Annotated in this window: 21 protein-coding genes; 13 read left to right on the top strand and 8 right to left on the bottom strand. The window is 64.5% G+C overall.

The genetic code is table 11. The features are described 5' to 3' along the window. Positions 1–67 precede the first annotated feature (67 nt). Positions 68–748, top strand: a complete 681-nt coding sequence (locus RT688_RS02630; protein WP_313703289.1) for a Fe2+-dependent dioxygenase — start codon at positions 68–70, stop codon at positions 746–748. A gap of 85 nt (positions 749–833) precedes the next feature. On the opposite strand, the gene RT688_RS02625 is transcribed toward RT688_RS02630, so the two are convergent. Together RT688_RS02625 and RT688_RS02620 are read right to left on the bottom strand one after the other, a co-directional pair. Further along, entirely contained in the window at positions 834–3,263 is a 2,430-nt protein-coding gene (locus RT688_RS02625) for a TonB-dependent receptor (protein ID WP_313703288.1), read from the bottom strand. 303 nt (positions 3,264–3,566) lie between these two features. Next, positions 3,567–4,073, bottom strand: a complete 507-nt coding sequence (locus RT688_RS02620; RefSeq protein ID WP_313703287.1) for a hypothetical protein — start codon at positions 4,071–4,073, stop codon at positions 3,567–3,569. 242 nt (positions 4,074–4,315) lie between these two features. On the opposite strand from RT688_RS02620, the gene RT688_RS02615 reads away from it, so the two are divergent. Together RT688_RS02615 and RT688_RS02610 are read left to right on the top strand one after the other, a co-directional pair. Next, positions 4,316–4,885 carry a hypothetical protein gene (locus RT688_RS02615; RefSeq protein ID WP_313703286.1) on the top strand — a complete coding sequence of 190 codons (570 nt, stop codon included), beginning with the start codon at positions 4,316–4,318 and terminating at the stop codon, positions 4,883–4,885. Positions 4,886–5,062: 177 nt separating this feature from the next. Then, on the top strand, positions 5,063–5,353 hold the full coding sequence (locus RT688_RS02610; protein WP_313703285.1) for a hypothetical protein: 291 nt from the start codon (positions 5,063–5,065) through the stop codon (positions 5,351–5,353). Between the two features lie 116 nt (positions 5,354–5,469). Here the strand turns inward: RT688_RS02610 and acnA are convergent, their stop codons facing one another. From acnA to RT688_RS02590, 4 genes are all read right to left on the bottom strand, one after another. Next, on the bottom strand, positions 5,470–8,178 hold the full coding sequence (gene acnA, locus RT688_RS02605) for an aconitate hydratase AcnA (RefSeq protein WP_313703284.1): 2,709 nt from the start codon (positions 8,176–8,178) through the stop codon (positions 5,470–5,472). 92 nt (positions 8,179–8,270) lie between these two features. After that, complete coding sequence (locus RT688_RS02600) at positions 8,271–8,819, bottom strand: hypothetical protein (protein ID WP_313703283.1); 549 nt, start codon at positions 8,817–8,819, stop codon at positions 8,271–8,273. Further along, positions 8,819–9,808: an HpcH/HpaI aldolase/citrate lyase family protein gene (locus RT688_RS02595; protein ID WP_313703282.1), complete on the bottom strand. Its 990-nt coding sequence runs from the start codon at positions 9,806–9,808 to the stop codon at positions 8,819–8,821. Before RT688_RS02595 ends, RT688_RS02600 begins: the two co-directional genes overlap by 1 nt. A gap of 116 nt (positions 9,809–9,924) precedes the next feature. Further along, positions 9,925–10,914, bottom strand: a complete 990-nt coding sequence (locus RT688_RS02590) for a malate dehydrogenase (protein ID WP_313703281.1) — start codon at positions 10,912–10,914, stop codon at positions 9,925–9,927. A 284-nt stretch (positions 10,915–11,198) separates the two neighbouring features. Here RT688_RS02590 and RT688_RS02585 point away from each other — a divergent pair, with 284 nt between their 5' ends. The 8 genes from RT688_RS02585 to rnk all read left to right on the top strand — a co-directional run bounded on the left by RT688_RS02585 (position 11,199) and on the right by rnk (position 18,620). Further along, positions 11,199–11,966, top strand: a complete 768-nt coding sequence (locus tag RT688_RS02585) for a GntR family transcriptional regulator (protein ID WP_313703280.1) — start codon at positions 11,199–11,201, stop codon at positions 11,964–11,966. 414 nt (positions 11,967–12,380) lie between these two features. Next, complete coding sequence (sdhC, locus tag RT688_RS02580; protein WP_312548894.1) at positions 12,381–12,803, top strand: succinate dehydrogenase, cytochrome b556 subunit; 423 nt, start codon at positions 12,381–12,383, stop codon at positions 12,801–12,803. Positions 12,804–12,805: 2 nt separating this feature from the next. Beyond that, on the top strand, positions 12,806–13,174 hold the full coding sequence (sdhD, locus tag RT688_RS02575; RefSeq protein ID WP_313703279.1) for a succinate dehydrogenase, hydrophobic membrane anchor protein: 369 nt from the start codon (positions 12,806–12,808) through the stop codon (positions 13,172–13,174). A 2-nt stretch (positions 13,175–13,176) separates the two neighbouring features. Beyond that, positions 13,177–14,955, top strand: a complete 1,779-nt coding sequence (gene sdhA, locus RT688_RS02570) for a succinate dehydrogenase flavoprotein subunit (protein WP_313703278.1) — start codon at positions 13,177–13,179, stop codon at positions 14,953–14,955. Between the two features lie 64 nt (positions 14,956–15,019). Then, positions 15,020–15,730, top strand: a complete 711-nt coding sequence (locus RT688_RS02565; protein WP_313703277.1) for a succinate dehydrogenase iron-sulfur subunit — start codon at positions 15,020–15,022, stop codon at positions 15,728–15,730. Between the two features lie 280 nt (positions 15,731–16,010). Continuing rightward, positions 16,011–16,301, top strand: coding sequence for a succinate dehydrogenase assembly factor 2 (locus tag RT688_RS02560; RefSeq protein WP_312548889.1), 291 nt, complete (start codon positions 16,011–16,013; stop codon positions 16,299–16,301). A gap of 55 nt (positions 16,302–16,356) precedes the next feature. Then, positions 16,357–17,658, top strand: a complete 1,302-nt coding sequence (gene gltA / locus RT688_RS02555) for a citrate synthase (RefSeq protein WP_313703276.1) — start codon at positions 16,357–16,359, stop codon at positions 17,656–17,658. Between the two features lie 554 nt (positions 17,659–18,212). Beyond that, complete coding sequence (gene rnk / locus RT688_RS02550; RefSeq protein WP_313703275.1) at positions 18,213–18,620, top strand: nucleoside diphosphate kinase regulator; 408 nt, start codon at positions 18,213–18,215, stop codon at positions 18,618–18,620. Between the two features lie 7 nt (positions 18,621–18,627). Here rnk and RT688_RS02545 read toward each other — a convergent pair whose 3' ends face one another. Continuing rightward, a complete protein-coding gene (locus tag RT688_RS02545; RefSeq protein ID WP_313703274.1) occupies positions 18,628–19,029 on the bottom strand; it encodes a hypothetical protein in 402 nt (133 codons plus the stop codon). Between the two features lie 120 nt (positions 19,030–19,149). On the opposite strand from RT688_RS02545, the gene RT688_RS02540 reads away from it, so the two are divergent. Together RT688_RS02540 and gluQRS are read left to right on the top strand one after the other, a co-directional pair. Then, complete coding sequence (locus RT688_RS02540; protein ID WP_313703273.1) at positions 19,150–19,644, top strand: nuclear transport factor 2 family protein; 495 nt, start codon at positions 19,150–19,152, stop codon at positions 19,642–19,644. Positions 19,645–19,693: 49 nt separating this feature from the next. After that, the gene (gene gluQRS, locus RT688_RS02535; RefSeq protein WP_313703272.1) at positions 19,694–20,605 is read left to right on the top strand and encodes a tRNA glutamyl-Q(34) synthetase GluQRS; all 912 of its coding nucleotides are present in this window, start codon (positions 19,694–19,696) and stop codon (positions 20,603–20,605) included. Here gluQRS and RT688_RS02530 read toward each other — a convergent pair. Beyond that, positions 20,602–21,183, bottom strand: a complete 582-nt coding sequence (locus RT688_RS02530; RefSeq protein ID WP_313703271.1) for a CHRD domain-containing protein — start codon at positions 21,181–21,183, stop codon at positions 20,602–20,604. The genes gluQRS and RT688_RS02530 overlap by 4 nt on opposite strands. Positions 21,184–21,413 lie beyond the last annotated feature (230 nt).

Here is a 21,413-nt window from a genome sequence, read left to right as displayed (position 1 = left end):
GTAGTTTTGCACGGCCCTCCTTGCTTGAAGCGGGGAGGGCCGTGCTGTTTTCGAAAGGAAGCGACAAATGATGGTGCACATTCCCGGCGTCCTGAACCCGGAACAGGTGGCGCAGATGCGCAAGCGCCTGGCAGAGACCGACTGGGTCGACGGCCGCGCCAGCGTCGGCCCGCAGGGCGCGCAAGTGAAACGCAACCGCCAGCTGGCCGAAGGCTCGCCGCTGGCCGTCGAGCTGGGCGGCATCGTCAGCGCGGCGCTGATGGCCAACCCGCTGTTCTTCTCGTCGGTGCTGCCGCTGCGCATCCTGGCGCCTTACTTCAACAGCTATGGCGGCGGCGAGCACTACGGCCTGCACGTGGACGGCGCGATCCGCGCCCAGCGGCCCGGCATGCCGCCAGTGCGCGCCGACGTCTCGACCACTGTTTTCTTGAGCGATCCGGAGGATTACGAGGGCGGCGAGCTGGTGGTGGTCGACGCCTACGGCACCCACGAAGTGAAACTGCCGGCCGGCGACGCCATCGTCTACCCGGCGGGCAGCGTGCACCAGGTGCTGCCGGTCACGCGCGGCGAGCGCATCGCTTCGTTTCTGTGGACCCAGAGCATGGTGCGCGACGACGGCAAGCGCGCCATGCTGTTCGAGCTCGACACCAACATCCAGAAGCTGCGCGGGACGTATGGGGAATCGGATGCCACGGTCGGGCTGACCGGGCATTATCACAACCTGCTGCGGATGTGGGCCGAGGTGTGATGCGGCCGTGCGTGTTCATCACGGCTGCTTGAACGCGTGGACGGCAGAGCCGTCCACCCTACGGGTCTAACTCATCCCATCTCTATCAGAACGAATAATCCACCCGCGCGTACATCGAGCGGCCGTTGATGCCGAACGGGCAGGTCTCCCAGCAGTGGGTGAAGCCCATCTGCGGGAAGGGGGCGGCGCGCTCGGGATCCCAGCGCGTCGGGTAGGTGTCGAACAGATTGTTCACGCCCGCCGAGACGCTGAGCGCCTTGCTGAACGCATAGCGCCCCGTCAGGTCGACGATCCACTTCGCTTCCCAGGTCTGCACGAAAGGCGCCGTGAAGCCCTGGCCCTGCACCTCGCCGAAGTAGTTGGCGCGGCCGGTCACGTTCCAGGCGCCGACGGTGTAATCGGCGGCCACGACGTGGTGCTGGCGCGGCTGGCCGCGCTCGATCAGCGTCACCTGGGCGTCGTCGAACAGCTGGGCGCCGCTCAGCACCGGCGACTGCGAGTGACGATCCTTGACCTTGGTCTTGTTGAAGCCGAGCTGGCCCGACAGCACCAGGGTCGAGCCCTGCCCGCGCGTGGTGTGCTGGGCCACCAGGTCGAAGCCGTCGGTCGTGGTGTCGATCGCGTTGGTGAAGAACTGGGCCTGGCCCACGCGCAGCGGCTCGAGGATGGCGCGGATCGGGCAGGCGGCCGGCGTCGCGCAGGCGCCGGATTCTGGCGCGATATTGCTCGAGAAGACGATGCGGTCGTCGATATTCGTGCGGTACAGGTCGGCGGTGACCGAGAAGTTCTTCGCCGGACGCAGGACCAGGCCGATGCTGGCGTTCTTCGAGGTTTCCTCCTTCAGGGGCGCGATGCCGAAAGCCTGGGTCACGGCGCTGTTCTCGCGCGCGGTGAGGGTCTCGGTCAGCACGCCGGCATTGTTCAGGTTGGTCGACACCGAGCTGTAGAACTTCTGCTGCACGCCCGGCGCGCGGAAACCGGTGGAGACGCTGCCGCGCACGCCGACCACCGGCGACGGATCCCAGCGCGCGCTCAGCTTGCCCGTGGTGGTCGAACCAAAGTCGGAATAACGCTCGTAGCGCACTGCGCCGCCGACCGAGACCTGGTCGCCGAACTTGCGCTCGAGGTCGAGGTAGAGGGCGATGTTGTGGCGCGCCTCGTCGACCTCGGTGCCGGGCGTGTAGCCGGGGAAGCCCTGGATGCCCGAGGCGGCGATCCCGCCGGTACGGTCGCGGATGATCTTGGCGGGGTTGTTGGTGCGGCCGTACTGGTAGGACACCGGGTCGCCGGCCTCGATCTCGTAGCCGTCGCGGCGCCATTCGAAGCCGGTCGCCACGTACAGCGGCGCCCCCGCCAGCTGGACCGGGCCCTTGAAGTCGAGGTTGAAGGTGGTCTGGTTGAACTTCAATGCGCCGGTGTCGGCCTCGAGCGGCGACTCGCGCAGGTTGTCCTCGTAGTAATAGCTGACGTTGATCGAATTACGCTCGTGGAAAGCCAGCTCGCTGCGGCCGTGGTTGACGCTGGCGTCCATGCTCCACTCGCGGCCCAGCTCGTGCCGGTAGCCGAAGGCCAGCGAGGCGTCCTTCACCGTCGTGATGATGTTCGGCAGGTAGCCGTTCGGATAGATCTCGGGCACGGTGCGCGCATCCTCGGCCGGGCGGAAGAAGCCGCCCGAGTCGCCCTTGCGCCGCGAGGCGCCGCCGAACAGGTAGAACTCGCCGCCGGTGCTCGGCACCGGCAGGGCCGAGTTCAGCCACAGGTAGGCGTCCTTCGCGTTGCTGTCGCCGATGCGCTGGGTCACGCGCGGCGGATCGACGCGCAGGGTGTCCGGGCCGGCGCGGTTGGTCTCGTCGCGTTTGCGCCCTTCCATCGACAGGTTCAGGTAGCCGCCGTCGCCGCCCAGGGCAAAGCCCTTGTGCACGCTGGCGGAATAGGTGTCGCCGTCGCCTTCATCGGTGGTGCCGATGTTGGCGCTGAGCTGGCCGAGGTCGGCGCCTTTCTTGAGGATGATGTTGATGACGCCGGCGATCGCATCCGACCCGTACTGGGCGGCCGCGCCGTCGCGCAGCACCTCGATGCTCTGGATCGCGGACAGGGGAATGGCATTGATGTCGGTGCCGGCCGAGCCGCGCCCGATGGTCTGCTGCACGTTCACCAGCGCCTGCTGGTGGCGGCGCTTGCCGTTGATCAGGACCAGCAATTGGTCGGGGCCCAGGCCGCGCAGGGTGGCGGGACGGATGATGTCGGTGCCGTCGCTGATGAAAGTGGTGCTGAAGTTGAACGACGGGTCCAGGTCCTGCAGCACCTTGCCCAGTTCCTGCATCCCGGTCGACTGCATGTCCTTCAGGTTGACCAGGCCTACCGGCACGGCGGTGTCGAGCGCGGTCTTGGCCTGGGTGCGCGAGCCCAGCACGATCACCTGGGCCGTCGGTTCGGCTTCCTGGGCCAGCGCGGGCGCGAAGGCCGCCATGATCGAGGAAGCCAGCAGCGCGCGTCGTAAGCTTTGTTTCTTCATTCTTGTTCGTCCCCTGTCTTTGTTACGCCGTCAATTGTGTCTATGTGTCATTTGTAACGACAGCTCATCATAACTGGATGTTATGCATTGGCAAGCTTTAGTTATGCTGCATGGAAAGGCATGGACGGCGTGCTACACCTGCAATTGTTCGCTTGACAAATAGGGGCGGAGCGGCCTGCGTCGCGCCAGCGACTGCAGGCGTGCTAAAGGAAGAAGCCGGGAACGGCGAAGCTGCCGCCACGGCGGGCTGGACGGCCCGTGGCGACGGTCGGGGGGGGGCGGGCGCCAGGCGCCCGTGGGACATCAGCGGCGCAGCAGCAGCATGCGCGCGTAGACCAGGCGCACGCCGAGGTGGATGAGGGCGCCGACCAGGGCGAAGACGCAGGCGGCGATCGTCGGCAGCACGGCGCCGAAGGTCCAGGTCATGCCGAGCACGAAGCCGAGCACGTATTCGGCGCGGTAGATCGGGTAGAACAGGGCGACCACGAACACCGACAGGGCCATCAGGTCTGTGGCGTCGTGCTGCCCGGCGGTGAACAGGGTGGCGAGCAGGGCGCCGAACAGCAGGGCGCCGATGAAGGCGCCCTTGATCCGCGGCGCGCTGGCCGGGTCGCCCGCGCGGCGGCGCTCGATGCGCCCGAGCAGGTACCAGGCAAGCAGGGGCAGGGTAAGGAGCCCCCACCAGTTCGACAGGGCGGGCATGCCGGGGTCGGCCAGCAGGTGGTGCGCGGGCACGCCGCCGTCGAGGTGCTGCCAGCCCAGCAGCAGGGCCATGATGGCGGTGATGACGATCGTCGCTGTCGTACGCATGCGGCCTCCCTGTTTGTGTGGGATCCATTTTCCTGATTATTGGTTCAGTTTCAAGGAAAACCGGGTATGCATGTGCGAGCGGACCTGATAGGTCTGCTAGTTCATCACCTGTGTCCGCGATGTCATGATTGCTTTTCTTATATCGTTCATGCGCCCCACGGGCAATGCGCTGCCAGGCGAGATGGCGAAGCGGCGTCATGTAAAGCCGGGCGCGTCCCTCCGTTTCTTCACCAGGAGCTCGCATGGCCAATCGCACCTATCTGTTCGCATGCAACCAGAAACCGACCGGCAAACCAGCGCCCGGCCGCATCATCATCGGCCTGTCAGAGTGGAATTACGACATTCCGCTGGCCTATCGCATTCTCGTCTCCGCCAATCCGGAAACCTGTTTTTCGTCGATCTGGACCGAGCCCGCGGATCCTTCCGTCGTGCCGCAACACATGGCCGTGGTAGGGGAGTCCGCGCCTGGTCTTGCGCGCCTGAAGGAGGTATTCACGCGCATCACGCTGCCGCAGGCCCAGCGCGTGATCAACGCATCGCTGGAATTCCTCGACCGCCCCGACCGCAAGCTGGGCTACTACTTTCTTGAGCCGGCCGAGCTGTTTGCCATGGACGACAATGAAGAGATTCCCGAGCTGAACCGGAAGCTGTGCGCTTCGCTGGCCGCGCTCGACGAGGAAATCGACGCTGCCGTCGCCGCGATCAATGCCGGCAGCGAAGAGGGCCTCCAGGTGTTTCGCGATTTTGGCTTCGGCAACTGGTCGACGGTGCTCTATTACGACATCGACGAACCGCGTCCGGCGAGCGCATGAAAAAAGATGCCGCGCGGGTCATGCGCACCGGAGGCCGCAGGGTAGGCAGACCCTGCCGGCGGCCTGGCGCCCGTTACCTGGCCGTACTGTAAAGCTGGCGAGCTCATTAGAAGCGTATGATCGTTTCAGAGGCTGTCAGGCTGAAGCCGGTTCGATCTATGCTCAAGGAGAACAACCATGCGTGTTTTCATATTGGCGGCGGCAAGTGCAGTGTGCCTGCTCGGATGTGCGACCCCACAGGACCGGGCACTGGCCCAGCAGGCGCAAGTGGAACGCATGATGGCCGACTACGGGCCCGCATGCGCGCAGGTGGGTTTTACGCCGGACACCGACCCCTGGCGGGAGTGCATTCTCCGCTCGGCCGGGCAGGACGGCCGTGCCCGCGGCGGCGTATCGACCTCGATTTTCGGCGGCGTGGGCAGTGGCGGGCGCGGCGGTATTGGCATCGGTATCGGCATCGGACGCTAGCGAACGCCGCGGGGAATAAGAAAAGAAAAAGGCCGGAACCTCTGCGGGTTCCGGCCCTTTTTGTTACCCGTTCAGGCTCCCCTGCGGGGCGCCTGAACGAAGCTCCCTTTACTGCATTACGCAGCCAGCAGCTGGCGCAGCACGAACGGCAGGATGCCGCCATGCTTGTAGTAGTCGACTTCGATCGGGGTGTCGATACGCAGCAGCACTTGCACTTCCTGGGTCTCGCCGTTTTCGCGGTGGATCACCAGGGTGGCCAGTTGTTGCGGCTTGATCTCGCCTTCCAGGCCCTTCAGGTCGTAGGTTTCCTTGCCGGTGATGCCCAGGGTCTCGACGCTGTCGTTGCCGATGAACTGCAGCGGCAGCACGCCCATGCCGACCAGGTTCGAGCGGTGGATACGCTCGAAGGAACGCACGATGACGGCCTTCACGCCCAGCAGCTGGGTGCCCTTGGCTGCCCAGTCGCGCGACGAGCCGGTGCCGTACTCTTCGCCGCCGAACACCATGGTCGGGGTGCCTTCGGCCACGTACTTCATGGCCGCGTCGTAGATCGACATCTGTTCGCCGGTCGGCTGGTGGATCGTGATGCCGCCTTCGACCGCGGAACCGTCGGCCTTCGGCGGGATCATCTTGTTCTTGATGCGCACGTTGGCGAAGGTGCCGCGCATCATGATCTCGTGGTTACCGCGGCGCGAGCCGTAGGAGTTGAAGTCGGCCTTCAGTACGCCGTGATCCTTCAGCCACTTGCCTGCAGGACCGTCTTCCTTGATCGAACCGGCCGGCGAGATGTGGTCGGTGGTGATCGAGTCGCCGAACACGCCCAGCGCGCGGGCGCCGGTGATGCCGGTGGCGGCCGCTTTCGGGGTCATCTCGAAGTCGGCGAAGAACGGCGGTTCGGCGATGTAGGTCGATTCCGGCCAGTTGTACACCTGGCCTTCGGTCGACGACACGCGCTCCCACAGTGCGCCCGGGTTGCCCTTCACGTCGGCGTAGTTCTTCTTGAACACTTCCGAGTTCATCGCGAAGCGCATCAGTTCGCCCACTTCCTGCGACGACGGCCAGATGTCGCCCAGGTAGACGTCGACACCGTTGGTGTCCTTGCCGACCGGCTCGGTCATCAGGTCGCGGGTCATGTTGCCGGCGATCGCGTAAGCGACCACCAGCGGCGGCGAGGCCAGGAAGTTCGAACGGATGTTCGGGTGGATACGCGCTTCGAAGTTACGGTTGCCCGACAGGACAGCCGAGGCGACGATGTCGTTCTGCACGATGGCCGCGTTCAGTTCCGGGGTCAGGTCGCCGGCGTTGCCGATGCAGGTGGTGCAGCCGTAGGCGGTCACGCCGAAGCCCAGCTTTTCCAGGTAAGGCAGCAGGCCGGCGGCGGTCAGGTACTCGGTCACGACGCGCGATCCCGGCGCCAGCGAGGACTTGATGTGCGGAGCGACGGTCAGGCCGCGCTCGACGGCTTTCTTGGCCAGCAGGCCGGCAGCCAGCAGCACGCTCGGGTTCGAGGTGTTGGTGCACGAGGTGATGGCGGCGATCAGGACGTCGCCGTTCTTCACGCGCACGCCGTTGGTGGTCTCGTAGACCTTCGACAGGTCTTCGGCCGACTTGTTGAAGCCGTTCTCGGTGGTCGGCTTGCTGAACAGTTCGGTGAAGGTGTTCTTCACGTGACCCAGCTCGATACGGTCCTGCGGACGCTTCGGGCCTGCCAGCGACGGGGTGACGGTCGACAGGTCGAGGGTCACGACGCGGGTGTAGTCGATTTCGCCTTCCTGCGGGACGCCGAACATGCCCTGCGCCTTGTAGTAGTTCTCGAAGGCAGCCAGTTCTTCTTCGGTACGGCCGGTGCCGCGGAAGTAGTCGACGGTGGCTTCGTCGACCGGGAAGAAGCCCATGGTCGCGCCGTATTCCGGGGCCATGTTGCCGATGGTGGCGCGGTCGGTGGTCGACAGCGAGCGGGTGCCTTCGCCGAAGAATTCGACGAACTTGCCGACGACTTTCTCTTTACGCAGCAGTTCGGTGATGGTCAGCACCAGGTCGGTCGCGGTGCAGCCTTCGCGCAGCTTGCCCTTCAGGTTGACGCCGATGACGTCCGGGGTCAGGAAGTAGACCGGCTGGCCCAGCATGCCCGCTTCCGCTTCGATGCCGCCCACGCCCCAGCCGACGACGCCGACGCCGTTGATCATGGTGGTGTGCGAGTCGGTGCCGACCAGGGTGTCCGGGTAGTAGGTGTCGCCATTCTTCATGACGCCACGCGCCAGGTATTCCAGGTTGACCTGGTGGACGATGCCGAAGCCCGGCGGCACGACGCCGAAGGTGTCGAATGCCTGCATGCCCCACTTCATGAACTGGTAGCGCTCGTTGTTGCGCTGGAATTCCAGTTTCATGTTCAGGTCCAGCGCGCCCGGCTCGCGGAAGTGGTCGATCGTGACCGAGTGGTCGACGACCAGGTCGACCGGCACCAGCGGCTCGATCTTCTTCGGATCTGCGCCGGTCTTGGCGGCGACGTTGCGCATCGCGGCCAGGTCGGCCAGCAGCGGCACGCCGGTGAAGTCCTGCAGCACGACGCGGGCGACGACGAACGGGATCTCGTCGGTGCGCTCGGCGGTCGCGCCCCAGTTCGCCAGCTGGCGAACGTGTTCTTCGGTGACCTTCTTGCCGTCGCAGTTACGCAGAACGGACTCGAGGACGATACGGATCGACACCGGCAGGCGCGACAGGTTCACGCCCAGGCTTTCGCCCAGCGCCGGCAGCGAATAGAACTGGCCGGACTGGCCGCCCGCGAGCGGGAAGTCCTTCAGCGTGTTCAGGGTGTTGCGAGACATAAGCTCTCCTTCAGTAGGGGTCTCTTGTTATTGCTTCACTAATACGTAATCAGCAACGGTAGGGTGACGCGCAGTGGTGGCGCTTCTGTGCGTCAGCTTTTCTTTTCGTCCAGCCCGGCCGTGACGAGCGGCTTGGCCTGGTCGGCGTTCTTGCATTCGTTGGCCAGCTGGCGGTTCAGCTTCGAGTCGAGCAGGATGCCCTTCGACGGGATGCCGATCCAGACCAGGCCGTAGTTCTTGTTCTCGAAACGCAGCGCGCCGGTGGTGGTGCCCACCCGCGCCAGGCGGTGCAGGCGCTTCTTCCAGCGCAGCGCGATGTTCGAGTCGTCCTTCTCGTTCGTGTAGATCGTGATCTTGTTGCCCAGCTCGCAGGCGTAGTCGGTGACCCGGGTGTCGGTGATGTCCGGTTCCGGTTCATCGATAGGAGAAGTAGCCGCAGCAGCAGCGGCTGCCGCCCCTGCTGCTGCCCCCGCGGCGGCCTTCTTCGCCTTCGAGGACTTGGTCTTGGCCTTGGACTTGAGGACGTCGGCCGCTTTCGGGTGGTTCTTTTCGGTTGCGGCCGATGCCGGCGCGGCGCACAGGCCGAAGGCCGCGAGCACGAAGGTACCGGCGGCGAGGAGGTGTTTGACTGGGGTGGCCATCAGTTGGATTCCGTTTGGTTGACGATTGCCGCCGCGGATTCGGGCAGCGCCAGGCCGGCCAGCTTCGCGCGCTGCAAAACGGTCCAATAATATCGGTAGCTGGCGCGGTCGTGCAAGCGCCCATGCTGAGCGATCGGTCCCCAGTTCACGGCCATCGCTTCCTGCAGGATGTTGGTGGCTTCGTTCACCTCCGACAGCCTCGGCGTGAACGCCTTCAGGATCGGCTTGATCTGGTCCGGATGGATGCTCCACATGCGCGTGAAACCGAATTCGGCGCCAGCGCGTTGTGCGTCGTTGGCCACAACCGCGCTGTCCTTGATTTCGGTCGTCACATTATGCGAGGCGACCTTGCCGTGCGCATGACATGCCGCAACCATCTCCAGCTTGGCGCGGACAACTAATGGATGCGAAAACTGTCCAGGCGTGCGCATCGCGCTCGCCGGTACCGCGCCGTAGTGGGCGGAGACGAAATCCATGATGCCGAAGGACAGGCATTCGACCTGGGGCAGGGCGGCGATGTCGTAGGCTTCGCGCAACGCCCCGTGGGTCTCGATCAGCACGTGCACCGGCAGCGCGGCGCGTCCGGCCGGCACCGCGGCGCGGTTGATGGTCTCCAGGGCGCGCCGCACGTCGGCCACGCCGTTCGGCTTGGGCAGGACCACGTAGGCCAGGCGGTTCGCGGCGGCGCCGACGATGGTGGCGACGTCGGTGTCGAAGAAGGGGCTGTCGATGTCGTGCAGGCGCACGCCGATGCGGTTGTGGCGGTTGTCCTCGCTGTTGAGCAGATCCGCGACGAGCTGGGCGTGCGCGGCCTCGTTGCCGGCGGCGGCGCCGTCCTCGCAATCGAAGGTGATGTCGAACAGGGGACCAAGCTCTTGTTGCAGGGTCATCGACTTGCGCATCAGCTTCTCGGAGCCGCAATAGTGGTCGCAGGCGGGAAGCAGGAGCGGCTGGCGTTTGCCCTGGAATAAAACCTCGGAAGGATGCATGTGTGTTTCGGTAGAGACGCTGGCGGGAAAAGAAGAAGCCGTCGTGCCCTTTTCAGGGGCACGACGGCTGCGGCGCACGGTCGGCTTGGCCGGTTCCATGGGCGCCGCGTCGTGGTTTAGGCCAGCAGGTGTGCCACGCCTTCACGCTCTTCGGTCAGTTCCTTCAGCGTGAGGTTGATGCGCTCTTGCGAGAACTGGTCGATCTCCAGGCCCTGGACGATCTTGTACTCGCCGTTCTCGGTGGTGACCGGGAAGCCGAACATCACGCCTTCCGGAATGCCGTACGAACCGTCCGACGGTACGCCCATGGTGGTCCACTTGCCATTGGTGCCCAGCACCCAGTCGCGCACGTGGTCGATCGCCGCGTTGGCGGCCGAAGCCGCCGACGATGCGCCGCGCGCGTCGATGATGGCGGCGCCGCGCTTGCCGACGGTCGGCAGGAAGGTGTCGCGGTTCCAGGCGTCGTCGTTGATCATGTCCTTGACCGACTGGCCGTCGACGGTGGCGAAGCGGTAGTCGGCGTACATGGTCGGCGAGTGGTTGCCCCAGACGACCATCTTCTCGATCGCGCCGACCGGCTTGCCGGCCTTGGCGGCCACTTGCGACAGGGCGCGGTTGTGGTCCAGGCGCAGCATGGCGGTGAAGTTCTTGGCCGGCAGGTTCGGGGCCGACTTCATGGCGATGTAGGCGTTGGTGTTGGCCGGGTTGCCGACGACCAGCACCTTGACGTTGCGCGAAGCGACGGCGTCCAGCGCCTTGCCCTGCACGGTGAAGATCTGGGCGTTCGCTTCCAGCAGGTCCTTGCGCTCCATGCCGGGGCCGCGCGGACGGGCGCCAACCAGCAGGGCGACGTCGGCGTCCTTGAAGGCGGTCATCGGGTCGCTATGGGCGGTCATGCCGGCCAGCAGCGGGAATGCGCAGTCGTCGATTTCCATCATGACGCCCTTGAGCGCCTTCTGTGCCTTCTCGTTGTCGATCTCGAGCAGCTGCAGGATGACCGGCTGGTCCTTGCCCAGCATGTCGCCGTTGGCAATGCGGAACAGCAGGGAATAGCCGATCTGGCCGGCTGCGCCGGTGACGGCAACGCGCATTGGGGTTTTAGCCATGATGAATCTCCAAAAGTGGGAATGAAAACGGTCGAAGCCGAGGATACGCCTGTTCGGGAAAACTGCAATGATACCAAAACCGCACCGCGTCCAATTGGGCTGCGGTGGCCGCGCGGCGCTTTCCGCCGGAGCGCGGCCAGCGGGGCGTATGGCGTCCGATCGACCGCGAGTGTAGTCCTCGGTAGTTCGACCTGTCAATTGATATCATATGTCTTATATAAGACACATGTCATTGCCATGCATACACTGGACGGGGCAGTGCTTTTGTGGTGAAATCGCGGTCTATGAATCCTGTCTCGTCCAACCCGCCCAGCGACGGCACGAGCGGCAACGGCTCGCCTTCGTTCCGCCCGCTGTACCAGCAAATCAAGGCGCTGATCACCCAGAGCCTGCAATCGGGCGAATGGAAGCCAGGCGAACTGATGCCCAGCGAAGTCGAACTGGCCGCCCGCTTCAAGGTCAGCCAAGGCACGGTGCGCAAGGCGATCGACGAGCTCGCGGCCGAGAACCTGGTCGTGCGCCGGCAAGGGAAGGGCACCTTCGTTGCCACCCATCACGAAGAGCGCGCCCACTTCCGCTTCCTCAAACTGATGCCCGACGAGGGCGTTCCCCACCATCCCGACAACCGCATCGTCGAGGTCAAGCGCATCCGTGCGCCGGCCGAGGTCGCCCGTTTGCTCGAGCTGAAGTCGGGCGACGCCGTCGTCTATATCAAGCGCGTCCAGTCCTTCGACGGCGCGCCGACGATCCTGGAGGAGTTATGGCTGCCGGGCCAGCTGTTCAAGGGTCTGACCGCGGAACGCCTGGTCGAGTACAAGGGTCCCATGTATGGTTTGTTCGAATCCGAGTTCGGCACGCGCATGATCCGCGCGACCGAGAAGATTCGTGCGGTCGGCGCCGACAGCGCGGCCGCGGAGTATTTGCAGGTGCTTGAAGGCACGCCGCTGCTGTGCGCGGAGCGTGTCTCGTTCACCTATGGCGACAAGGCGGTGGAGTTGCGGCGCGGGTTGTACTTGACGGCGAAGCATCATTACCAGAACGAGTTGTCGTAAGGCGGGATGGGTTGGCGTGATATGTCGATGCGTTCGTGGTAGTCGAGTCGGACGAACAGACCCGTAGGGTGGACGGCTTTGCCGTCCACGCGTCCAGGCGGAGCATGCTCCGTCGCGGCAGATCGTCAGTGCGTTGAGCGCGTGGACGGCGCAGCCGTCCACCCTGCGTCGCGATGCAAGCGCATGCGACAGGAGCGATGCCGGCGGTGCGAACAAGTAGGAATTTGCCAGGATCAGGTCGGTCCCGGCAGCAATCGCTTCATGCGATTAAAATATGTTGGTTTGGAGAAAGCGCCGAACAAAACCCTGTTCCTCGCGCTGCATCCTGATAATCGGGCTTCGGTTATTGGTGCGGATCAAAAAATCGGCGAAAATTAAGGGTTATTTAAATTTTGTCAGTTAAGGAGGTGTTGTATGTCCGAAGCCATAACAAAGCAGCAAAAGAGGGGACAGCCGATTCGTAATGTCAACATTACCGACATCACGATGAACTATCGCCAGCCGCCCTCGGCGATTGTGTCGATCCTGCACCGCATCAGCGGGTTCGCCATGTTCCTGATGCTGCCTTTCCTGCTCTACCTGCTGCAGGAAAGCCTGCGCTCGGAGATTTCCTTCGCCCACTTCGCCGGCGTGGTCGACAACGTCTTCGTGAAGATCATCCTGCTCGGCCTGTCCTGGGCCTACCTGCACCACTTCACCGCCGGCATCCGCCACCTGTTCATGGACAACCACATGGCCCTGGACAAGGACGCGGCGCAGAAGACCGCACGCTGGGTCTTGGTGATCAGCCTGGCCCTGACCCTGATCGTCGGCCTGAAACTGTTTGGAGTATTCTAATCATGGCAACCAAGAACAATATCGGCCCGCGCCGCCTCGTCGTCGGCGCACACTACGGCGTCAAGGACTGGCTGGCGCAGCGCGTCACCGCGATCGTGATGGTGGTCTACACCGTCATCCTGCTGGGCACCTTCCTGACCGCACAGAATTTCACCTACGAAGGCTGGGCGTCGCTGTTCTCGCGCCAGTGGTTCAAGCTCTTCACGGCTGTCACCTTCTTCGGCCTGTTCTACCACGTGTGGGTCGGCGTGCGTGACATCTGGATGGACTACGTCAAACCGGTCGGCATCCGCCTGACCCTGCAGATCGCCACCGTGCTCGTGCTGATTGCCTACGCCGTGTGGACTGTGCAAATTCTCTGGAGCGTGTAATCGTGGCAGCAATCAATACTGCAATCCCCACCCGCCACTTCGATGTGGTCATCGTTGGCGCCGGTGGTTCCGGCCTGCGCGCCGCACTGCAACTGACCGAAGCCGGCCTGAACGTCGCCGTGCTGTCGAAGGTGTTCCCGACCCGTTCGCACACCGTGGCGGCGCAGGGCGGCATCGGCGCTTCGCTGGGCAACATGAGCGAAGACGACTGGTACTGGCACATGTTCGACACCGTCAAGGGTTCGGACTACCTGGGGGACCAGGACGCCATCGAATTCATGTGCCGCGAAGCACCGAAGGTCGTCTACGAGCTGGAACACTTCGGCATGCCGTTCGACCGCAACCCGGACGGCACCATCTACCAGCGTCCGTTCGGCGGCCACACCGCCAACTTCGGCGAGAAGCCGGTGCAGCGCGCCTGCGCGGCCGCCGACCGTACCGGCCACGCGCTGCTGCACACCCTGTACCAGCGTAACGTCCGTTCGCGCACCCACTTCTTCGTCGAGTGGCAGGCCCTGGACCTGGTGCGCAACGCCGACGGCGACGTGCTGGGCGTGGTCGCCCTCGAAATGGAAACCGGCGACGTCATGATGCTGCAGGCAAAGACCACCATCTTCGCCACCGGCGGCGCCGGCCGTATCTTCGCCGCGTCGACCAACGCCTTCATCAACACCGGCGACGGCCTGGGCATGGCGGCGCGCGCCGGCATCCCGCTGCAGGACATGGAGTTCTGGCAGTTCCACCCGACCGGCGTGGCCGGCGCGGGCGTGCTGATCACGGAAGGCGTGCGTGGCGAGGGCGGCATCCTGATCAACTCGAACGGCGAACGCTTCATGGAGCGCTACGCGCCGACCCTGAAGGACCTGGCGCCGCGCGACTTCGTCTCGCGTTCGATGGACCAGGAGATCAAGGAAGGGCGCGGCGTCGGCCCGAACAAGGACCACGTCCTGCTCGACCTGCGCCACATCGGCGCCGACACCATCAAGAAGCGCCTGCCGTCGATCCTGGAAATCGGCCACAAGTTCGCCAACGTCGACGCGACCAAGGAACCGATCCCGGTCGTCCCGACCATCCACTACCAGATGGGCGGCATCCCGACCAACATCCACGGCCAGGTCGTCACCCCTGACGGCACCGGCGGCCAGAAGATCGTCAACGGCCTGTACGCGATCGGCGAATGCTCGTGCGTCTCGGTGCACGGCGCGAACCGCCTGGGCACCAACTCGCTGCTCGACCTGGTCGTCTTCGGCCGCGCCGCCGGCAACCACATCGTCGCCCAGAACCTGAAGGCGCAGGGCAACCGCGCGCTGCCGAAGGACTTCGCCGACTACGCGCTGGACCGTCTCAACAGCCTCGAGAACTCGACCGGCGGCGAGAAGGTGCAGGACGTCGCGAACGCCATCCGCTCGACCATGCAGAAGCACTGCGGCGTGTTCCGCACCCAGGCGCTGATGGACGAAGGTGTCAAGGAAATCATGAAGCTGGACGAGCGCCGCAAGCACGTGTCGTTCAAGGACAAGTCGAAGGTGTTCAACACCGCCCGCATCGAGGCGATCGAACTGGACAACCTGATCGAAGTGGCCAAGGCGACCATCGTCTCGGCCGCGGCGCGCAAGGAATCGCGCGGCGCCCACGCCCACAGCGACTACGAGCAGCGCGACGACGAAAACTGGATGAAGCACACGCTGTTCTTCTCGGAAGGCAACCGTCTCGACTACAAGCCGGTCGTGACCAAGCCGCTGACGGTCGATACCTTCAAACCGAAGCCACGTACGTTCTGATCCACGACACAAATATTGATGAGGACAGGGCACAGCCCCTGTCCCGACTGAATAGGCAAAAACAATGGCACGCACAGTCCACCTGAAGATCTACCGCTACGATCCGGACAAGGATACGAAGCCTTACATGCAAGACGTCACCGTCGAACTGAAAGACACCGACAAGATGCTGCTCGACGCACTGCAGCGCATCAAGGCCGACGTCGACGACTCGCTGGCCCTGCGCCGCTCCTGCCGCGAAGGCGTCTGCGGTTCGGACGCGATGAACATCAACGGCAAGAACGGCCTGGCCTGCACCACCAACCTGAACGAGCTGACCCAGCCGATCGTGCTGCGTCCGCTGCCGGGCCTGCCGGTGGTGCGCGACCTGATCGTCGACATGACCAACTTCTTCAAGCAGTACCACTCGATCAAGCCGTTCCTGATCAACGACTCGATCAAGCCGGAGAAGGAACGCCTGCAGTCGCCGGAAGAGCGCGAAGAGCTCGACGGCCTGTACGAGTGCATCCTGTGCGCCTGCTGCTCGACCTCCTGCCCGTCGTTCTGGTGGAACCCGGACAAGTTCGTCGGTCCGGCCGGCCTGCTGCAGGCCTACCGCTTCATCGCCGACTCGCGCGACGAAGCCACCAACGAGCGCCTGGACAACCTGGAAGACCCGTACCGCCTGTTCCGCTGCCACTCGATCATGAACTGCACCGACGTCTGCCCGAAGGGCCTGAACCCGAACAAGGCGATCGGCAAGATCAAGGAATTGCTGGTTCGCCGGGCGATCTAAGCAGCCGGTCGTCGCGGCCGGCGCCGTCTGGCCGGCCGTGGAGCGGTGGGTTCGAGAACCCACCATATCGCACCGCATGCGCACCACTATGCATGCAAACGGACAATCACGTCCGGAAAGCAGCAAGCAGGGCGAACAGTCAAGCGTCCGTCCCGCGGCGCAAAAATCGGATATCCTCCGCCTGATTGCGTCCAATGTATTGTCATAAATACAGTAGAAATACGGTACTGCCGAATGACGGCAGCCGGAGTATAGTGTTGACCCAACAAGGGACTCTAGTGTGGAAGCACAGCAAAACCCGCAGCACATCACGCATCAATCCGACCCCGCCAACCGTGCCCGCCTGCGCTGGCGTGCACGCCGGGGACTGCTCGAGAACGATCTGATCCTCACGCGCTTCCTGGATGCGCACGAAGAGGAGCTGACCGACGAAGAGGTCGATGCGCTGACCCGCTTGCTGGACCTGGCGGACAATCCGCTGATGGACCTGCTGCTGGGCCGCGCCGAGCCCGAAGGGGACGTCGACCTGCCGCATGTGCGCGCCCTGGTGGCGCGCCTGCGCGAAGCGTAAGCGAAACCCGGTTTCGTTTTATATTTTGTAGATCCACTCCCAAGAAGGAAGTGCCATGAATATCTCTGATACCAAAGCCACACTGTCGTTCTCGGACGGCAGCCCATCGGTCGACATGCCGATTTACAAAGGCTCGATCGGCCCGGACGTCATCGACATCCGCAAGCTGTACGGCCAGACCGGCAAATTCACCTATGACCCTGGCTTCATGTCGACTGCCTCGTGCAATTCGAGCATCACCTACATCGACGGTGACAAGGGCGAGCTGCTGTACCGCGGCTACCCGATCGAACAGCTGGCAGTGAACTGCGACTTCCTGGAAACCTGCTACCTGCTGCTGAACGGCGAACTGCCGAACGCCGAGCAGAAGGCCAAGTTCGAGAACACCGTGACCCGTCACACGATGATTCACGAGCAGATGAACTTCTTCTTCCGCGGCTTCCGTCGCGACGCGCACCCGATGTCGGTGCTGGTCGGCACCGTCGGCGCCCTGGCCTCGTTCTACCACGACTCGCTCGACATCAACGATCCGGAACAGCGCGAAATCTCCGCGATCCGCCTGATCGCCAAGATGCCGACCCTGGTCGCGATGGCCTACAAGTACTCGATCGGCCAGCCGTTCGTGTACCCGCGCAACGACCTGTCGTACAGCGCCAACTTCATGTACATGATGTTCGCCAACCCGTGCGAAGAGTACAAGGTCAACGACGTGCTGGTGCGCGCCCTGGACCGCATCCTGATCCTGCACGCCGACCACGAGCAGAACGCATCGACCTCGACCGTCCGCCTGGCCGGTTCGTCGGGCGCCAACCCGTTCGCCTGTATCGCCGCCGGCATCGCCTGCCTGTGGGGCCCTGCCCACGGCGGCGCGAACGAAGCCGCACTGACCATGCTGAAGGAAATCGGCTCGGTCGAGAACATCCCGGCCTTCATCGAGAAGGTCAAGGACAAGAACTCGGGCGTGAAGCTGATGGGCTTCGGTCACCGCGTCTACAAGAACTTTGACCCGCGCGCCAAGCTGATGCGCGAAACCTGCCACGAAGTGCTGAACGAACTGGGCCTGCAGGACGACCCGCTGTTCAAGCTGGCCATGGAACTGGAACGCATCGCCCTGGAAGACGAATACTTCGTGTCGCGCAAGCTGTACCCGAACGTCGACTTCTACTCGGGCATCGTGCAGTCGGCACTGGGCATCCCGGTCTCGCTGTTCACCGGTATCTTCGCAATGGCCCGTACGATCGGCTGGATTGCGCAGTGGAACGAAATGATCGCCGATCCGGAACAGAAGATCGGCCGTCCGCGCCAGCTGTTCGTCGGTTCGCCGGTGCGTGACGTGCCGGCCATGGATAAGCGTTAATTTCTCACGCTGCGTCATCAGGAAGCGGGCTGCGGCCCGCTTTTTTATTGTCGGGATGGCACGGGTGGTGTTGACGGAATGGGCAGGGGGGATATACTGGGCTCTTGTGCGCTGATCGACTCGCACGCGTTGTGGGAGGTGGGTTCGAGAACCCACCCTACGGGGACCGCGGTTCTGCCCACCGATCGATCGTGCATGCGTTGTACCGCGTGGGCTCAGGAGCCCACCCTACGAAAGCCGATAAGACCATGAACCTACTGAGCAATTGCCAGCATTGCGGTTCGCCCCTGAACGAGGGAGGTCTTTGCGTGCCCGTTCGTTACGCTCGTTCTTCCCGCGCGCCGTCCGAGCGCGCGATCATGGCCGCGCGCGCGGTGCAGCGCTTCGCGCGAAATCTCGCCTGGCTCTTCGGGGCTCGGCGAGGATAAACCCGGTCGGCGCCACGCCACCCGTCCTCCCGAGCCTCTCCCTCGCATCGACCTTCGCCCGCGTCATCGGGTGAGTTTCCCTTATCCGGCCGCCATGGATGCGGCCACACACACTGGAGTTAGAACATGAGACCGAACATCATCGTATCGTCGCTGGACATGGAGCGCCTGGAGGCGCTGATCGATTCGCTGCCGGCGGCCCAGGCCGACAATTGCGCGACCCTGCTGGAGGAACTGTCGCGCGCCGACATGGTGGAGCCGCAGGAGATTCCGCCCGACGTCGTCACCATGAATTCGCGCGTGCGCTTCGTGCTCGACGGCCAGGCCGAGGAGTTCGACATGCAGCTGGCCTATCCGAAGGACGTGAACGGCGCGGCCGACAAACTGTCGGTGCTGACCCCGGTCGGCAATGCGCTGCTGGGCCTGAAGGTGGGCGACAGCATCGAGTGGAAGCGTCCCGACGGCGGCGCTTTCCAGGTGCGCGTGCTCGACATAGTCTACCAGCCGGAACGCGCGGGCGAACTTCACCGCTGATCGGATGTCAGCGGCACTTGCCGCGGATCTTGGCCACGGCCACGAAGGGCAGGGCCAGCAGGCCGCCCAGGAAGAAGGTCGGCTGCCGCTTCAGTCCGTCAGGATGCAGGCAGTCGGGCACCTTGGCTTCCGAAAATTCGCGCCCGAATTCCTCGTAGGGCGTGCCGCTGATGGTGTCGCCCTCGGCCTGGCGCGGGTTCTCCCGGCCTTCGTCGAGCGTCGCCCTGACGGCCTTGCGGATCGCGTCGTCGTCGATGCGCGCGCGTAGCGGCGCCGTCGCCGAGCGTTCCAGTTTCTTCGGCGCGCTCAGTTCCGATTCGACCGGCACGGACGTTGGGGCAGGCTGCGCGGCCTGGACGGGGAGGGCGGCGATGGCAAGGCAGAGCAGGCAAACGACGGGTTGGCGCATGGTCGGCTGGATCGAAGTCACGTTGCCAAATGTACACGAACATTGGCCGAATTTGTCGCTTTGTACATTCGGTTACATACTGCTTGTACAATCGACACTTTCAGTTAACGGAACGTGTCCATGAAACGCCTGCTGCTCGCCTGCTGTCTGCTGTTCTCCGTGATGACCGCCCATGCGGACGCGAACCTGAAGCGCCGGGTCGATGCCTTCGTCGACCGCTGGCACGACGACGCGGCCAATGCGCGCATGAGCTACTTCGACAAGATCGCGAAGGACGGCATCTACATCGGCACCGACAAGACCGAGCGCTGGCGCCGCGACGAATTCAAGGCCTGGGCGCGTCCCTATTTCAAGCGCAAGTCGGCCTGGGCCTTCAAGGCTATCAAGCGCCACGTCTACGCCTCCGAAGATGGCGCCATGGTCTGGATCGACGAGCTGCTCGACACCCAGATGGGCGTCTGCCAGGCCAGCGGCGTCATGCGGCGCAAGGGCGACAGCTTCGAGATCGTGCACTACCAGCTGTCGATGGCGGTGCCGAACGAGGTGGGCGGGCAGGTGACCCGCCTGATCAAGGATTTCGAGGCCAAGGATGGCTGGAAAGGCAATAGCAACTAAGGCGCCTGTGGTATCGTGATGCCCCGGTAAACGTATCCTGTTTCCCCAAGTGAGCAACACCTATATCGGCCGTTTCGCGCCATCGCCCACCGGGCCGCTGCATGCGGGCTCGCTGGTGGCGGCGCTGGCCAGTTATCTCGACGCGCGCGTCCACCACGGCCAGTGGCTGGTGCGCATCGAGGACATCGACGAAGGCCGCAGCGTGCCCGGCGCCGACATGGCGATCCTGGCGCTGCTCGATTCGCTCGGCATGCATGCCGACGGCGAAGTGCTCTGGCAGAGCCGCCGCAAGCAGCGCTACCAGGACGCCGCCGAACGGCTCGGCGGCCACGCCTACCCTTGCGGCTGCAACCGCCGCGAGATCAACGATTCGCGCCTGGGCGTCGCGCCCGACGGCGCCGCGATCTACCCCGGCACCTGCCGCGCCGGCCTGCCCGAGGGCCGCGGCATGCGCAGCCTGCGCCTGCGGGTGCCCGATGCTGGACAGGACGCCATCACCTTCACCGACCGCTTCATGGGAACGCTCACCCAGCACCTGGCCCTGGAGACCGGCGACTTCGTCCTGAAGCGCGCCGACGGCTACTGGGCCTACCAGCTGGCGGTGGTGGTCGACGACGCCGAGCAGGGCGTGACCGACGTCGTGCGCGGCGCCGATTTGATCGACTCGACCGCGCGCCAGATCTACCTGCAGCGCCTGCTCGGGGTGCCGACGCCGCGCTACCTGCACGTGCCGGTGGTGCGCAACGCCGACGGCGAGAAGCTGTCGAAGCAGACCGGCGCGCTCGCCGTCCTGCCCGGCGACGAGGCGGCGGGGGTAGCCGCCCTGCTCGACGCCGCGCGCTTCCTCGGGCTGCCGCTCGAACGCCCCGATTCGCTCGCCGGCTTCTGGCGTGCCGCGATTCCCGCCTGGTCAGCCTTGCTGGCCGAGCGGGAGGGGCGCGCCCGGCCACCAGGCGCCTAGGCGCGGCGGCGGCGCGCCATCATTCCCAGGCTCGCCAGGCCCATCCCCAGCATGCCCCAGGTCGCCGGCTCCGGTATCGGCGCGGCGACCATGAAGCCGCGGATCTCGCCGCCCGGATACCGGTCCGTATGAATGTTGAGGTAGGCCTCGCTGGCGTTGATGGCGTCGATCAGCGCGGCGCTGGCCGACTGCGGCGTGCCGTTGTACGCGGCCAGGAAGGCCGGGTCGTAGACGCTGGCGTCGGACAGGTCGAAGGCGTGCGTGTACAGGCCGCCGCCGACGCCGAGCGGGAAGTCGACGAAGGGCAGCGCGACCGGCGACACGCCCGTGAACGACGCCGTCGTACAGCAGTGGATGTGGGCCGCGACGGTGTCGCCGAGCAGGTCGCGGAACGGCACTTTGGCGCGCAGGATGTTGCCGTCGAGTTCGAACGTGGCCACGCTCGAGCCGGGCGAACCATTCGGCGGGCTTTCGCCCGGGCCGCTGGCGGTTGCCTTGATGATGGTCTGGGCCTGCGCCAGGACCGGCGCGCAGGCCGCGGCCGCGGCCAGGGCAAGTATGGTCAAGCTGCGTTTCATGGTAGACCTCCTGATCAGGAAAGAATCCAACGCGCCACGACGTGACGCTGCACAAAAAACTAGCACGCTGGATGGAGGGGGACCACACCATACGGATGGGCTCTGGCTGCTGAACAATTGGCGCGGCCGGGAATGTTGCCCCGGCATTAAAACGTTCCAGGAATGGCGGGTACACGATTCATTTTTCGCGGCATCTGATGGAAAAACGAATCATGTTCCCGGCGCCTGGC

This window comes from Massilia sp., from assembly GCF_032106685.1.
Taxonomy (GTDB): Bacteria; Pseudomonadota; Gammaproteobacteria; order Burkholderiales; family Burkholderiaceae_D; genus Telluria.
This window is presented reverse-complemented; position numbering and strand designations above follow the sequence as displayed.